General features: G+C 59.1%; 13 protein-coding genes and 2 pseudogenes. 13 read left to right on the forward strand and 2 right to left on the reverse strand.

All coding sequences use genetic code 11. From position 1 onward, the window contains the following. Positions 1-7: 7 nt before the first annotated feature. The 9 genes and pseudogenes from ACN22W_RS33485 to ACN22W_RS33525 all read left to right on the forward strand — a co-directional run. Positions 8-1,477 carry a catalase gene (locus ACN22W_RS33485; RefSeq protein WP_419690371.1) on the forward strand — a complete coding sequence of 490 codons (1,470 nt, stop codon included), beginning with the start codon at positions 8-10 and terminating at the stop codon, positions 1,475-1,477. A gap of 66 nt (positions 1,478-1,543) precedes the next feature. After that, positions 1,544-2,185 carry an HD domain-containing protein gene (locus ACN22W_RS33490; RefSeq protein WP_419690372.1) on the forward strand — a complete coding sequence of 214 codons (642 nt, stop codon included), beginning with the start codon at positions 1,544-1,546 and terminating at the stop codon, positions 2,183-2,185. Positions 2,186-2,344: 159 nt separating this feature from the next. Further along, positions 2,345-3,091, forward strand: a complete 747-nt coding sequence (locus tag ACN22W_RS33495; protein ID WP_419690759.1) for an SDR family NAD(P)-dependent oxidoreductase — start codon at positions 2,345-2,347, stop codon at positions 3,089-3,091. Positions 3,092-3,405: 314 nt separating this feature from the next. Next, entirely contained in the window at positions 3,406-4,227 is an 822-nt protein-coding gene (locus ACN22W_RS33500) for an alpha/beta fold hydrolase (protein WP_419690373.1), read from the forward strand. 116 nt (positions 4,228-4,343) lie between these two features. Then, the gene (locus ACN22W_RS33505) at positions 4,344-4,880 is read left to right on the forward strand and encodes a DUF3331 domain-containing protein (RefSeq protein WP_419690374.1); all 537 of its coding nucleotides are present in this window, start codon (positions 4,344-4,346) and stop codon (positions 4,878-4,880) included. Between the two features lie 36 nt (positions 4,881-4,916). Further along, positions 4,917-5,840 (forward strand): MBL fold metallo-hydrolase, encoded by a 924-nt coding sequence (locus ACN22W_RS33510; RefSeq protein WP_419690375.1) that lies wholly within the window; start codon positions 4,917-4,919, stop codon positions 5,838-5,840. Between the two features lie 821 nt (positions 5,841-6,661). After that, a pseudogene (locus tag ACN22W_RS33515) lies at positions 6,662-6,833 on the forward strand (transposase); the annotation flags it as partial. Beyond that, a complete protein-coding gene (locus ACN22W_RS33520; protein ID WP_419690760.1) occupies positions 6,791-7,033 on the forward strand; it encodes an integrase core domain-containing protein in 243 nt (80 codons plus the stop codon). The pseudogene ACN22W_RS33515 and the gene ACN22W_RS33520, both read left to right, overlap by 43 nt. Then, positions 6,951-7,364, forward strand: a pseudogene (locus ACN22W_RS33525) (ATP-binding protein); the annotation flags it as partial. The gene ACN22W_RS33520 and the pseudogene ACN22W_RS33525, both read left to right, overlap by 83 nt. 258 nt (positions 7,365-7,622) lie before the next feature. On the opposite strand, the gene ACN22W_RS33530 reads toward ACN22W_RS33525, so the two are convergent. Continuing rightward, a complete protein-coding gene (locus ACN22W_RS33530) occupies positions 7,623-8,150 on the reverse strand; it encodes a gamma carbonic anhydrase family protein (protein ID WP_048244854.1) in 528 nt (175 codons plus the stop codon). 15 nt (positions 8,151-8,165) lie between these two features. Continuing rightward, positions 8,166-9,773 carry a 3-keto-5-aminohexanoate cleavage protein gene (locus tag ACN22W_RS33535; RefSeq protein ID WP_419690376.1) on the reverse strand — a complete coding sequence of 536 codons (1,608 nt, stop codon included), beginning with the start codon at positions 9,771-9,773 and terminating at the stop codon, positions 8,166-8,168. Positions 9,774-10,744: 971 nt separating this feature from the next. Between ACN22W_RS33535 and ACN22W_RS33540 the strand changes: the two genes are divergently transcribed. From ACN22W_RS33540 to ACN22W_RS33555, 4 genes are all read left to right on the forward strand, one after another. Next, positions 10,745-11,053 carry a hypothetical protein gene (locus ACN22W_RS33540; protein ID WP_419690377.1) on the forward strand — a complete coding sequence of 103 codons (309 nt, stop codon included), beginning with the start codon at positions 10,745-10,747 and terminating at the stop codon, positions 11,051-11,053. Positions 11,054-11,097: 44 nt separating this feature from the next. Then, a complete protein-coding gene (locus tag ACN22W_RS33545; protein WP_419690378.1) occupies positions 11,098-11,454 on the forward strand; it encodes a hypothetical protein in 357 nt (118 codons plus the stop codon). A 168-nt stretch (positions 11,455-11,622) separates the two neighbouring features. Beyond that, positions 11,623-12,000: a hypothetical protein gene (locus ACN22W_RS33550; RefSeq protein ID WP_419690379.1), complete on the forward strand. Its 378-nt coding sequence runs from the start codon at positions 11,623-11,625 to the stop codon at positions 11,998-12,000. Positions 12,001-13,200: 1,200 nt separating this feature from the next. Next, positions 13,201-14,949, forward strand: a complete 1,749-nt coding sequence (locus tag ACN22W_RS33555) for a cholesterol oxidase substrate-binding domain-containing protein (RefSeq protein ID WP_419690380.1) — start codon at positions 13,201-13,203, stop codon at positions 14,947-14,949. Positions 14,950-14,963 lie beyond the last annotated feature (14 nt).

Genomic DNA, 14,963 nt, shown 5'->3' on the forward strand with positions numbered 1-14,963 from the left:
TCGACGCATGAAAACTCGCGATACGTCTACGCGTCTCGATCACGCAACGGGTGCGCCCGTCGCCGACAATCTGAACATCGAAACGGCCGGCCCGCGCGGTCCCGCGCTGCTGCAGGATATCTGGCTGATCGAGAAACTCGCGCACTTCGACCGAGAGGTCATTCCCGAACGACGCATGCACGCCAAAGGATCGGGCGCGCACGGCGTATTCACGGTGACGCACGACATCACGCGCTACACCAAGGCGAAACTCTTTTCGGAAATCGGCAAGGCCACGCCGGTATTCATGCGCTTTTCGACAGTCGCCGGCGAGCGCGGCGCCGCCGATGCCGAACGCGATATCCGGGGCTTCGCGGTGAAGTTCTATACGGAAGAAGGGAACTGGGACATCGTGGGCAACAACACGCCCGTGTTCTTTTTCCGTGACCCGCTGCGTTTTCCCGATCTCAACCACGCGATCAAGCGCGACCCGCGCACCGGACTGCGCAGCGCAAACAACAACTGGGACTTCTGGACGCTGCTGCCGGAGGCGCTTCATCAGGTCACGATCGTCATGAGCGACAGGGGCATCCCGCGCAGCTACCGCCACATGCATGGATTCGGCAGCCATACGTTCAGCCTCGTCGATGCCGACAATCGGCGGACGTGGGTGAAATTCCACTTCCGTACGCAGCAAGGCATCGAGAATCTGACCGACGGCGAAGCCGAACAACTCGTGGGCAAGGACCGCGAAACGCATGGCCGCGATCTTTACGAGAGCATCGAACGGGGCGAGTTCCCGCGCTGGACCCTCTTCATTCAGGTGATGAACGACGACGAGGCCAGGGCGCTCCCGTTCAACCCGTTCGACCTGACCAAGGTCTGGCCGAAAAGCGATTTCCCGCTGATCGAGGTCGGCGTACTCGAATTGAACCGCAACCCGGCCAACTACTTCGCCGAGGTCGAGCAGGCCGCGTTCTCGCCCGCGAACGTCGTGCCCGGCATCGGCTTTTCGCCGGACAAGATGCTGCAGGCGCGGCTCTTCTCTTATGGCGACACGCAACGTTATCGACTGGGCGTGAACTTCAATCACATTCCCGTCAATGCGCCGAAGTGCCCCTTCCACAGCTACCACCGCGATGGCGCCATGCGCACAGACGACAACCTCGGCGGCACGCCGTCCTACTACCCGAACAGTGCCGGCGAGTGGGAAGTGCGGCCCGATCTTCACGAGCCGCCGCTGCGGATCGAGGGCGACGCCGCACATTGGGACCACCGCGTGGACGTCGATCACTTCGCGCAGCCCGGAAATCTGTTTCGCCTGATGAGTCAGGCGCAGCAACAGTTGCTGTTCGATAACACCGCCCGGCAGATGGCCTCCGTCCACGCGCATATCCAGGAACGCCACATCCTCAATTGCGCGAAGGCGGACCCCGAGTATGGCGCGGGCGTTCGCGAGGCCCTCGCAAGAATCGGGGCGACGACTGCGACGAAGTAACCGGCCATTCGCGTGCGGCGTCCACCAGGGCGCCAGCATCCGCTCACATTTCGATGGAGAACCGTCATGTCCCAGGTCATTCAGGATGTCGCCGTGCCCGACAGTCAGCTTGCACGGGAAATTACCGAGTTCGTGCGCGACACGTCCACCCCGCTACTCTTTCATCATTCGAGCCGCGTATATTTGTTCGGCGCCCTGGAGGGCGTACGCCGCGGCCTGAAATTCGATCCGGAACTGTTGTACGCGGGCGCCATGTTTCATGACGTCGGCCTCTCCGGGGCGTACAGCAGCGCCACCGAGCGCTTCGAAGTCGACGGGGCCAATGCGGCCCGCGAATTTCTATCGAGCCGGGGCATCACCGCGGCCGATATCGACCTCGTCTGGACGGCCATTGCGCTGCATACCACGCCCGGCATTCCGCGCCATATGCCCCCGATCGTTGCGCTGGTGACCGCCGGTGTCGAGATGGATGTGCTCGGACTTTCGTACCACGCGTTCTCGCACGAGGAACGCGAAGCCGTGACGCATGCACATCCGCGCCCGCCGCACTTCGAGGAAGAGATCATTCAGGCGTTCTACGACGGCATCAAGCACAAACCGGAAACCACGTTCGGCAACGTGAAAGCCGACGTGATCGCCGACAAGGAGCCTCACTTCCATCGGGGGAATTTCTGTTCCGTCATCCGCAATTCGGCATGGCCGGGTTGAAGATGCCATGTCCCGCGCATCGACGGCCGGCCAGTCGCGCCGCGCCAAGCGATCGCGACCGCATGCAGGTCCGCATTGGCAGAAAACACCGGCGATCGCATCGTGCGAGACGGCAGGCCGGTGTCCATCAACGGAATCATTCACACTGAGGTGAACATCATGGGCAAGCTTGCAGGGAAAGTGGCCGTTGTAACCGGTGCGTCGAAGGGTATCGGCGCCGCCATCGCCAAGGCGCTCGCGGCTGAGGGTGCGTCGGTCGTCGTGAACTACGCCAGCAGCAAGGCCGGCGCGGACGACGTCGTGTCCGCCATCACCACGGCCGGGGGGAAAGCGGTTGCCGTGGGCGGCGACGTGTCGAAGGCCGCCGACGCGAAAGGCATCGTCGACGCGGCGATCGAAACGTATGGGCGCCTCGACGTTCTCGTCAACAACTCGGGCGTCTACGAGTTCGCGCCGATCGAGGCGTTCACGGAAGCGCAATACCGCAGGCAGTTCGACATCAACGTGCTCGGGGTCCTGCTCACGACACAGGCCGCCGTCCAGCACCTGGGCGAAGGCGCCAGCATCATCAATGTCAGCTCGGTCGTCTCGACGCTCACACCGGCGACGACCGCCGTCTACAGCGGCACGAAAGGCGCGGTGGATTCCATCACCGGCGCGCTCGCGCGCGAACTCGGGCCGCGCGGCATTCGCGTGAATACGATCAACCCCGGTGTGATCGTGACCGAAGGCGCGCAAAGCGCCGGCGTGATCGGATCGGAGTTCGAGCATTCGGCGGTCAGCCAGACGCCGCTCGGGCGCGTGGGCAGACCGGACGACGTCGCATCGATTGCGGTTTTCCTCGCTTCCGACGACGCAAAGTGGCTGACGGGCGAGCACATCGTCGCCAGTGGCGGCATGCGCTGACGCAGGTTCGCGAAACCGCGGGCGTACCGTCGGCCTCGACATCGACAAACAGAAACGTGACGGTCGTTCCGGATCGATCGTGGTTCAGTGGGTTGCCGCGTGAAATCGACGCGTGACGACTGCAGCCGCTGAAACGAAACGACGATGCCCGCGCTTCGTGAGTGTGACCCGCATGCGCGGGTCGCTGCTCGCCGCCACGCCGGAAACCAACGGGCGCCGGTGCGACGAGCCGTTCGCGATCGCAAACTCGACTCGATGCTTCGTATTGCCCTGCCAGAGACTTCCCTTCAAATCATCCTGATCAGGAACGTGCCATGAGCTACTTCAATTCCACGGACGGTACCGAAATTTTCTACAAGGACTGGGGGACAGGCACGCCAGTTGTCTTCTCCCATGGGTGGCCGCTCTGTGCCGACGCCTGGGATGCACAAATGCTGTTCCTCGGCACCAAAGGCTATCGTGTCATTGCACACGATCGTCGCGGCCACGGCCGTTCCGGTCAAACATGGGAAGGGAACCACATGGATCAGTATGCCGACGATCTCGCGGCACTCCTGAACCATCTCGATCTGCGGGGCGCGGTGCTGGTTGGGCATTCGACCGGTGGTGGCGAGGTCGCACGCTACATCGGCCGTCACGGAACCGGGCGCGTCGCAAAGGCGGTGCTGATCGGCGCAGTTCCGCCGATCATGCTCAAGACAGCCGAAAACCCTGACGGTTTGCCGATCGACGTATTCGATGGTCTTCGCGCCGGAGTGGTCAACAATCGTTCGCAACTCTACAAGGATCTCGCCGTACCGTTTTACAACTTCAACCGCTCGGGTGCCGACGTGTCACAGGGCACGATCGACGCCTTTCAGGCGCAAGGCCTGATGGGTTCGATAAAGGGGCAATTTGATTGTATTCGTGAATTCTCCGAGGTCGACTATACGGAAGATCTGAAAAGAATCGACGTACCGCTCCTCATTCTGCACGGCGATGACGACCAGATCGTGCCGATCGACGCATCGGCACGACGGTCGGTTGAAATCGCCCCGAATGCACGGCTCAAGATCTATCCCAGCGGCTCGCATGGCATGGCCACGATAAACGCGAGCGCAGTCAACCTCGATCTACTCGATTTCCTTCAAAGCTGAATCGTCTGTCTGTGATGAGCCTGTGCAGCGCTTTGCACAGGCCTCGTGCAAAAACCGTACGCCTGGCAGCACCGTTTCTCCCGCTGCATCCAGCATCCGATGGCGATAATCAAGCTATGGAAAACACTCCAGGTATCGAACATGCCGCAAACGGCATAAGCGACGGGTATCGCTGGGACAGGATCCTCGACGCCCTCCGATGGCCTTCGGCTGCACCGATTTCCCCGGCAATAGACGAGCGTGCGTGCAGAACCGATTCGAACCTCGAGGCGGTCCGCATCGTGATTCTCGAGCGCCCGTCCGCCGATACCGTTCTCGTCTCGTGGAGCAGTTCAACGGCGTGTCGATATGGAGAACAGACCTGGCAGAGAGTGATTGCCCGAAAGGACGGCGTTTGCATTCTGACGGGCGACTTGATTGCACGGGGGGATTCGGTTTTTCGTCCAAAGCGCGCGCGGAACGCGATGTGCAGCAACGCGACGGCGATGATCAAGGCGTCGTCCATCGACCCGCCACCTTGCCGGGGCGGTCAGACATCAGTCGGGTCGGTCGCTGATCCAGGGGCCTCGACGCCAAACCGGCCTGCTGATCGGCACGCAGATGCTTTCCCCGAACTCGAACCGCACTTTGCGCAATTCTTCTCCGAGGCTTGAGTCGGAGACGGACGTGGCAGAAATAGGAGACGTCGCGTGGATCAATCGCTCGAACACGCTATCGCGAGCATCGTTCAAACTCGCGCTGGAAAACATCCGATGCCGGTTGTCCATTCATTTTTTGACGAGGCGACATCAACCGCCAGCTATGTCGTTCATGATCCGATCTCGCTTGCGGCAGCGGTCATCGACCCTGTCCTCGACTTCGACGCACCGACGTGCCGATGTTCGGAGACGTCGGCCCAGGCTATCGTCGCCTATATCGAATCGGAAGGCCTCTCGATCGTATGGTTGCTCGAAACCCATGTACATGCAGACCACCTGACCGCCGCGTCTTTTCTGCAGGCGCGTGTCGGCGGTACGCTCGCAATCGGACGCGCCATAACGACGGTACAGCGAATCTTCGGCGGCTTGTTTAACGCCGGACCGGAGTTTCTGCGAGACGGCTCGCAGTTCGATCACCTGTTCGATGACGGAGAGGGATTCAAGATCGGGGCGATCGAGTGCCGGGTTCTTGACGTTCCCGGACATACGCCGGACGGTGTCGCCTACGTCATTGGCGACTCGGTGTTCTGCGGCAACACGATGCTCATGCCGGACTACGGTACGGCAAGAGCCGACTTGCCGGGCGGAGACGCCAGGCGGCTTTTCCGCTCCATTCGGCGGCTGCTTTGCCTTCCCGACGAAGCAAGACTATTCGTGAGTCACGACTACAAGGCCCCCGGCAGGGACGCATACGCTTGGGAAACAACAATCGGGGTCGAACGCACCACGAACGTACACGCTCGCGACGGGATCACTGAAGACGCGTTTGTCGCGGCACGCACCGCGCGAGATGCGACGCTGACCTTACCGAAGCTGCTTCTTCAAGCGACGCAGGTGAACATGCAGGCCGGTGCCCTTCCACCAGTGGAAAACAACGGTAAACGCTACCTCAGAATCCCGCTGAACACGATCTGAAGCGGTCGACCTCGAACTGCATATTCCGCATATCAAAGTCCTCATATCTCCCGACGCGCTGGAGTTCGATCAATCTGGAAGCACGGTTGACCTGAACCCTGAAGCCGACATGCGAGGACAGAAAGTCATCGATTTTGCTGATTACTGGTTTGGGGATGGACCGCTAAGTCTTGTCGCATCTAGATCGGTGTACTCAGGTAAAACGCAGCAAAATCAAGGAGCCCCCTAGCACAGCCCTCTCGTTTCATGAGAACTTCGCCGACCACAGCCCGTCGGCTACCGTCTCCGGTGGCCGTGACCGAACTTCATTCAATCGGGAGTATCGGGATGACACTACTGCATGCCGATTCCCGCATCATCGGCGATCAATCGGTAAGCCGACTGCTCACGGCTTCGATCGTGCGCATCGCACAAGAAGGTCAATCCTTCAATTGAAATTGTCTGCCATGACCTTGCTGCCGAGCCGCTCGACCATCTCAACAGTCCCGAGTTCGCCGTGGTACGAGGCTCGGAGCCGCTCGCTGGCTCTACTGTATCGCATAGTCAGCGAGTTTATGATTACTTTGACTATTGAATTGGGGCCTTGACGCAAAGCACCGCCAAGCTGAGGTGGGTCTAACCGGGAAATTGCACAGAAATCAAAGGGGCCCCGGTGAGCTGCGAAACGATCCGGCGCTGATGCGAAAAATTTGGCGGGCCCAACGGGTTCATTGCGTTTCTGCGCCATCGAGGATAGAAGTGGCCTCGCAAATTCGGACAGCCAGATAAGTGGATCGGCCGGGGCCTGAGCCGGCGATAATGCTGGCAAAGGAACCGAGGAAATGACGAAGAGAACCCGACGCACGCACTCAGCGGCGTTCAAAGCGAAGGTGGCGCTGGCAGCGGTCAAGGGCGAGCGCACGCTGGCCGAGCTGGCGCAGCAGTTCGATGTGCACCCGAACCAGAACCGAATGGAAGCGGCAATCGCAGGAGCGTGCGGCGGACGTGTTTGGCGCGGCATCAAGTACGAAGAGATTTACCTGCGGGCCTACGAGTCGGTCAGCCATGCCCGGCGCTCCATCGGCGACTACATCGAGTTGTACAACCGGAAAAGGCCCCATTCGAGCCTGGCGGATCAGACTCTCGACCGTCGAGCTGACCAACGCACTGGAGCAGGAGAAGTCCACCGGCAAACAAGGCCAGATCGCCCATAAGCTGATGTACGTCGACCTGGTGATCCTCGACGAACTGGGCTACCTGCCGTTCAGCCAGACCGGTGGCGCATTGCTGTTCCACTTGCTCTCGAAGCTGTATGAACACACGAGTGTCGCGATCACCACCAACCTCAGCTTCGGCGAGCGGGCGACCGTGTTCGGGGACGCAAAGATGACGACGGCGCTGCTGGACCGCGTCACCCATCGCTGCCACATCGTCGAAACGGGCAATGAATCCTGGCGCTTCAAGTCCAGTTCTGCCAAGGCGAAGGCAACGAGAAAGAGAGCAGCAAAAGCAACAGGCAGTGAGGAGCTATCCACATCGGAATAGATGCACTACGCTGTCTCGGGGTGGGTCAGGTTTAGATGAATACGGAGGGTCACGATTCGGTGGAAATCAACAGAGACGGAACAGCTTCTAAAATATTTCGGAGATAAAGCAGGCAGCGGCATTCGTGACCGCCGCCTGCAGTACTACCCTCCGCTGTCGATTTATCGGCATAGCCACGAGTTCTGCTCTGATGGTATGCCTTGCCTACAAATTGACGAACAAGCCAGAATGCCCGAGCTGCCTATTGACGCCCCGAAGTTAGTCGATCCTTAGGAGCTTTTCCCGGAAGTGCGGGCGTCGTTGCTCAGCGTAGAAGTATATATTCGTCTGCAGCTTGATCACTTCTTCGTCCGACAACATTCGCACCACCTTAGCGGGCGAACCGAGAATCAGCGCACGATCCGGAAATTCCTTGCCAGATGTCACGATTGCGCCCGCACCAACCAGAGACTGACGTCCAATCCTGGCTCCGTCCAGGACTACGGCCTGGATGCCAATCAGAGAGCCTCCACCGATTGAGCAACCATGCAGTACGGCTTGATGACCGACCGTGATGTGCGAATCAAGCTCCAACGGGAATCCCTTCTCGGTGTGTAGCACGGCGCCGTCCTGGATGTTGCACCCTTCGCCGATGCTGAGCGGCTCGGTATCACCGCGCAGTACAGCACCGAACCACACGCTCGAATGGGCTGCCAAGTGGACATTGCCGATGACCGCTGCCGTGTCCGCGACAAATACACTGTCGTGAATCGTGGGTGTGCGATCGCTGAGTCGATAGATGGCCATTTCGTCCTCAACACGTCATTGGTGAGCCAGCTTCTGCGACCCCACCGCACCGATCGGCATGCTCAGCATATCCCGTACCTGCGCGGAGGTTTGTACAGCAATGCCCTTTGCATGGAGCGCCTCGCGCAACATTCGGACCTGTTCCCACGTGCCTCGAGCTTTCCGTACGCCACCTGGGGCGCGGCTGTCATATACGTTCAAGCCGTCCTCGAGCCCAACTCGAACCCCATCGAGCCCCAAGCTGAGTGCCACATCGGCCAGCATCACCTGCATCGGCCCGGGCAAGAGGATTGAAATCTTGCCCGTCGGGAAAATATTTCTAAGTCTCTCGACTACCGGTTGCAACTGTTCGGCCGCGATCGAAACGGCCCGCTCCCTGTGGGCGAGGTCGCCGATCGACAAGAGTTTGCCGATTTCCTGGCGACAGGCAGGCTCGATCAGCGAGTCGTCCTCCACTTCTCCGGTAATGGGGTCGCGACGGTACTGATCCACGCCTGCCACCAGCATGAATAGGACCGGCTTGCCCGCGGCATCGAGGTGCTCTCGGTACAATGTCGTCGCGTTGTCAACGATCGTGTGGTTGAATACCTCAACTTCCGGGCGGGTACCGGTACGCCAAAAATGCGTGAACTGTGCGGCCAGGAAATCTGGCGCATTATCGTAACCACCACCACCCTGAAAGATAACCGCCGCTGGGCTGAGCGACGCCATTTCCGGAACATCCGCGTCGCCGTACGATTTCAAATGTGCGCGGCGCAAATCACTGCGAGCACTTTGGCGATCACCGCGTACACTCGTTGACAAATTCAAAATTGCCGATGCGTCACGCGCCTTGACTGCAGGCACGATTTGGTCGTAATGCTCCAGCACGATCTGATTGCGTTGCGAACCCACCGTGATCTGGCCGAGTCCGGGAATCTCGATTTGTCGACGGTCAGCGAGTTCGCGTGTATGCAGGTGAACGACTGCCGCACCTTCTTCCAACGATCGTATGGATTCCTCAATAATATCCATCGGAGAAATTGGCAGAAATGGCGAACGCGCCTTACCCGGTTGCCAGTATCCGGCCCCGCAGACCTGCCAGCCACATCCCTCCATTTTTCTCAACAAGGGCTGACAATTTTCGCGGATTGAATCGATTAAAGCAGGAGGGAAATAGCTATGAAGCTTTGCATGCTCCCAAATGAGATCGCCTCGTTCCGAGACCACCCAGCCATACGTGGTCAATTGCAAAACGATTTGTCGCACCAATGGCATCGACTTAACATCCATCAGCCATTCGCGTGGCAACGTCGTTGCTTCGGCAGCGGAAGTCTGCGGAGCATGCCACGCTTGATCCCGACGCAGCCATCCTTCCGATTCCAACGTCTGTCCGGCAGTGCCCGCATCGGCATGTTGCTCGAGCCAACTATCTGCGATGAAACTGTCGTGTCCGCGTGTAAGCAGCATCCCTCCGTGCGGAACAGCCTCCCAGCCATCAGCCTGCAATTGCGCAAGAATGCGGGCCGACTCCGAACCATCGATCAATTGGAGCAAATAGGACGGAATAAAGGTTGGCTCCAATGGATTGATCCATTTTGGAACGGCCCCGATCGGCGCAGCGGTAATGTACATTGAAGTCATGAATATCCTCCAGAGAATTGGACATTAATGCTTGTAGCGGGTACCACAGGCCAAATTCTACGCGACATAATTTTTAATGCAAGTAAACTGAAAGCATATCATCATGTTGATGAAAGAATTTAGGCTTAAGCGGAATTTTCGTAAATAATCTCGACATCTGTTTCGATAATATGAAACTTTCACCCTATCCTTTGCAGTAATTTCTCGAATTTTTTGGAGGATTATCAGATGAGTACGTGACGCACGTGATTTTTGATAATATAAATTTGTTGAAATTGCATCAAATCCGCGACTCGACGCGCTCATTTCCATATTCACGCGTGTGGTCGCATGATGTGAGAGCGTGTGGAACTCCGTGAGGACCACGTGAGATCACGCGCAAGATCTGTCAGGATCCGTGAACCAGTCTGGCAGTTTAGTGGTCAACCAATCCCGGACACTGTGTTAAGTTTTTCTTCCTCAACAGCCGGCGCCAGCCCATCGGCGAACTGATGCGGCCGCATCCAGTTGTTCCGGTGCATCAGGTGACGGCTGATATCCCAGTGTGCTCCCTGAGCCGACGCATACCACACTGGCGGCAGCCATTCCCTCTTTCCGCTGCGGAATAGTCTGTCGCAAATAAATAGATTCGATCAACCTCACGATCGAGCATTGCGACTACGAACTGGAAAGAGTCCGCGTATTGAGAAAAAGTGTCGACAATGTCAGGCGAGCCTACTTTTTATTTAACATCAGAGTACAAACCAAATGCAGGCGAAAAATCACCCACAAGAGAAAGGCGATAACTGATTCGCAGAGCGTCCGTCTTCTGAATTAGGCCAGATATTGACCTGCTTGGAGATGCCTGCGGAAATTTTCTGTCGATACTCGGGATATAGGTTTTTTCGTAGCGTTCGCTGTCCGCGTTCTTCGCCGCCGATTTCGCCGCGCGCTTCCCCGACTTCATCGCGCAGGTGCCGGATGACTGGCACATGCTGTTTCTCGGTGCGTATCACTTCGCGCCGCCCATTCCCGTCGCGCCGAACGTCGTCAAGACCGTGGAGACGCTGACCGCGCATGCGTACGTCGTCAGGGACTCGCTTTACGACGCGTTCATCGCGATCAACGAACACCCGCCGGCCATCAACGACCGCAACAACCTCGTCCTGCAGAAGACGTTCAACTGCTACTGCTTCGAGCCCAATCTGGTCGGCCAGGAGTCCGGCTACTCCGACATCATGGACGAAGTCATGTCGGAAAAGCCGCTGACCTATTCCATGCCCATTCCGGATGGCTGGTAACGCCTGCGGTCCACGCTCGCCGCAATCCATCACTCGACAGGCCATTGAATCTCATGCAAATCACTACCGTCGACCATGAAGCGGCGTTCGTACAGGCCGCGCTGGATGCGCTTCACCGGGACCGCAAGCTCGGCGAGGCGATTTCGCTGGCTTACGGGAAATGCGAATCGACCGCCGGCGTGATCGACCTGATTTTTCCGTTGATCACGAAGAAACTGCGGATCGATTACATCCTCATGTACAGCATCGAAAGCAATCCCCGCACCCTCCTGAAATTTCTTCGGCTGATCGAGTCGCAGCTGATCCGGAACGACGGCTGGACGGCCGCGTCGGTCGAGGCCGCGCTGCAGGGTGTGGCCGATTCCATGAACGTCGCTGGGACCGTGCGCAGCGCCTGCTGAAGTGCTGCATCCTGTTTTCCGATTCGTCGTTGGAAATCGTCGAAAGCATCACGTTTCTCGGAAGGCACGAGGCCTCGTCGAGATTGAGATCAGCGGCACACGCCATCGAACTCAGTCACCTGGTCAACTGAGCCCTTCCCGTTTTCACGCCTTTCCGAATAGCGACTCATGGACTCCGAGCAAAGCAAATCGCCGCCGTGGCACTCAGCCGTCACCCTGATGTGGCGCAGTCATCCCTGGTTGACCCTGGGCACGGTCCTGACGGGCCTCATCAGCGGCGTGGCGTCGATCGCGGGCGTCGGCCTGATCAGCCGGGTGCTTCGCGACCAGGACGATCGACCGATGCTGTTGATGATCTTCATCGCGGTGAACGTCGTCACGGTGATCTCCCGGAGCGGCGCTGCCGCGATGCCGTCCTACGCGTGCATGAAGATCATGACGCGATTGCGCGTCAACCTGTGCAAGCGCATCCTGGCGACGCCGCTGGAAGACATCGACAGGCGCGGCGCGGCGCGCCGCGCCGCATCAGCGGATCGACGTGAATGAGCTGCCGGTCGCAAGCGGCCACGATCCGGTTCCGCAGTGGATGCGTCTCAGGTTCCCGCTCGCCGTGCACGACCGGTGCGCCTCCGCGTCCGTCGTCGCGCGTCGCGTCGAACGCACCGAGCGATTCCACGTGGACCACTTCGCCCGCCGGCTCGTCGAGCGTCCATTCCGTCATCCTGGTGGTTGCGACCGGAATCGATCCAACCAGCAATGCATGCATGTCGGATGCGAACCGCTCACTGCCGGCACTCGAAATCACCTTTCCGAGCTTCGCGAAGATCGCGACCATCTGACTCTCCTTGTCGTGCGTGCTTGAGGACGGCGGCGCAGGGATTGACGATTGCTGGCGAACCCTGCCATAAGCTGAAACATTTATTTCGATCATTGAGTGTCGCGGGATAAAAGCACTCTTGGCGTGTTTGCCGAAGAAAACGAAACAAAAAATCGAAACGATCCCGTTCATTGATTTGATGCACGAATACCCTAGCTGCGTATGATATCTACGATTTAAGATATTTTGCAGTTAATTGGATATTTTCCTCAGACGCCTCGTCCAACAAAACGGAAATCGATTGATGTACCAGTTTCGAATGAATAGATTCGCCATTATTTGGCACGATATTTTGCAACAATCCAGCCATGCATTGCGCGCGGGATTTTTAGTTTCTATTTCCGTTTTTGTTTCCGTTTGCGAAACATCGTTCGAGAGAAGGCGAGGCGGATTTAATCCAGGATTATTCGTTCTCCACCGTGCTTTTTTGCATTGATCACCGCTTGTCACACATCGAACAGATTGATACCATTTCGGCGATGCAACGAGTAAATCATCAACCGATCATGAATTGCGAGTGATTTTATTTAAAAATGTGAAAAATGAGAATAAATATTCACGCGCAATCGTCCTTTATTGATCGTCGCGGCTAGCGCTTCGTCACGCGATATTCAGTCGAATTCCCCTACTCGCCTGCCGGCAGGACAGGCCGGCGCCAGTTGAATAAGAAACCGGGCGACTTCTGGATTTCCTTCCAGAGGTCCGCGGTGATGCGCGTCCGCGAATCGCGGAACCGGTCGTCTTTTCAATCCTGACCGGCCAACGCTTTAGCTCGCATCGCTGCTGTTCGAATTGCCGCATCCCGGTACCAACGCGTCATCTGTCGTCTTTCCGATCGTCAAAACCATTCCAAAAAACTGGAGCACACCATGAGTCAAGACTTCCAAGACGAACCTGCGTCGCGCCGCGCTTTCCTCGCCGATATGGCGAAGCTCGCGGCCGCGGGCGTCGTCACCGGCTGGACGCCGCTCTACCAGATTGCGGCCAACGCGCGGACCGCTGACGCGACGCCGCCCGGCTTCCCGGCCGATATCCCGCTTTACAAGCAGGCGTTCCAGAACTGGAGCGGCGAAATCGCAGTGCAGGACGTGTGGACCGCCGCGCCGCGCTCTGCCGACGACGTCGTCGCGGCGGTCAACTGGGCGCGCGCGAACGGTTACCGGATCCGCCCGCGCGGGTACATGCACAACTGGTCGCCGCTGACGCTGGATCCGGGCGCCGGTGCCGCGAACCTGGTGCTGCTCGATACGACGAAGTCGCTGATTGCCGTCTCCGTCGACACGTCGGCACGCCCGGCGCGCGTCACCGCCCAAACGGGCATCTCGCTGGAGTCGTTGCTCGCGACGCTCGAGCAGTATGGCCTCGGTGTGATTGCCGCGCCTGCGCCAGGCGACATCACGCTCGGCGGTGCGCTCGCGATCGATGCACATGGCACTGCCGTGCCGGCGGCCGGTGAAACCGTGCAACCGGGCCACACCTACGGCTCGCTGAGCAACCTCGTGGTCGCGCTCACCGCGGTCGTGTACGATCCGGCCCGGCAGCAATACGTGCTGCGCCGGTTCGAGCGCAGCGATCCCGAGATCGGCGCGTTCCTCACGCACATCGGGCGGGCGTTCGTCGTCGAAGTCACGCTGACGGCGGGCCCGAACCAGCGGCTACGCTGCCAGAGCTACGTTGACATTCCGGCATCCGAACTGTTTGCGCCGGCCGGCACATCGGGCCGCACGATCGCGTCGTTTCTCGATCGTGCGGGCCGGGTGGAAGCCATCTGGTTCCCGTTCACGTCCAGCCCGTGGCTTAAGGTCTGGACGCCGACGCCCAGCAAACCGTTCCTGTCGCGCGCCGTCACGCAGCCGTACAACTATCCGTTCTCCGATTCGATCCCGCAGTCCATCTCGGATCTCGTCAAACGGATCGTGATCGGTGGCGAAGGCGCATTGACGCCGCTGTTCGGCCAGACGCAATTGGCCATCACGGCCGCCGGTCTCGCGCTCACGTTCAGCGGGGATATCTGGGGCTGGTCGCGCACCGTGCTGCAGTACATTCGACCGACGACGCTGCGCGTCACCGCGAACGGCTACGCGGTACTGGCGCGGCGCGCCGACGTGCAGCGCGTGATCAGCGAATTCGTGCAGTTCTATCAGAACCGCGTCGACACGTACAAGGCGCGCGGCGAGTATCCGATGAACGGTCCCGTCGAAATCCGTATCACCGGTCTCGACAAGCCGGCCGATGTCGGCGCCGGCGCAGCCGTGCCCACCCTGTCCGCACTCAAGCCGCGCCCCGACCGGCCGGATTGGGACGTCGCCGTGTGGTTCGATATTCTGACGTTACCGGGCACGCCGTCTGCCGATCGCTTCTATCGCGAGATCGAGCAATGGATGCTCTCGAACTACACCGGTTCGTATGCGACGCTTCGCCCCGAATGGTCGAAGGGTTGGGGCTACACCGATACGGCTCCCTGGCAAGACGACACGATGCTCACCCGCACGATTCCGAACCTGCATCGTGAAGGACAGCCGGCGTCGAGCACGTGGGATGCGGCGCGCGCGACCCTCGAACGCTACGACCCGAACCGGATCTTCCGGTCGCCGCTGCTGGATCGGTTGATGCCGTAGCAATCCCGGCGGAC

The organism is Burkholderia theae, from assembly GCF_048565265.1.
GTDB lineage: Bacteria > Pseudomonadota > Gammaproteobacteria > Burkholderiales > Burkholderiaceae > Burkholderia > Burkholderia theae.

Excerpts from the sequence above, each read along its gene's own strand:
- ACN22W_RS33485 (WP_419690371.1), top strand. The coding sequence starts at position 8 with ATGAAAACTCGCGATACGTCTACGCGTCTCGATCACGCAACGGGTGCG.
- ACN22W_RS33490 (WP_419690372.1), top strand. The coding sequence starts at position 1,544 with ATGTCCCAGGTCATTCAGGATGTCGCCGTGCCCGACAGTCAGCTTGCA.
- ACN22W_RS33495 (WP_419690759.1), top strand. The coding sequence starts at position 2,345 with ATGGGCAAGCTTGCAGGGAAAGTGGCCGTTGTAACCGGTGCGTCGAAG.
- ACN22W_RS33500 (WP_419690373.1), top strand. The coding sequence starts at position 3,406 with ATGAGCTACTTCAATTCCACGGACGGTACCGAAATTTTCTACAAGGAC.
- ACN22W_RS33505 (WP_419690374.1), top strand. The coding sequence starts at position 4,344 with ATGGAAAACACTCCAGGTATCGAACATGCCGCAAACGGCATAAGCGAC.
- ACN22W_RS33520 (WP_419690760.1), top strand. The coding sequence starts at position 6,791 with ATGGAAGCGGCAATCGCAGGAGCGTGCGGCGGACGTGTTTGGCGCGGC.
- ACN22W_RS33530 (WP_048244854.1), bottom strand. The coding sequence starts at position 8,150 with ATGGCCATCTATCGACTCAGCGATCGCACACCCACGATTCACGACAGT.
- ACN22W_RS33535 (WP_419690376.1), bottom strand. The coding sequence starts at position 9,773 with ATGACTTCAATGTACATTACCGCTGCGCCGATCGGGGCCGTTCCAAAA.
- ACN22W_RS33540 (WP_419690377.1), top strand. The coding sequence starts at position 10,745 with ATGCTGTTTCTCGGTGCGTATCACTTCGCGCCGCCCATTCCCGTCGCG.
- ACN22W_RS33550 (WP_419690379.1), top strand. The coding sequence starts at position 11,623 with ATGGACTCCGAGCAAAGCAAATCGCCGCCGTGGCACTCAGCCGTCACC.
- ACN22W_RS33555 (WP_419690380.1), top strand. The coding sequence starts at position 13,201 with ATGAGTCAAGACTTCCAAGACGAACCTGCGTCGCGCCGCGCTTTCCTC.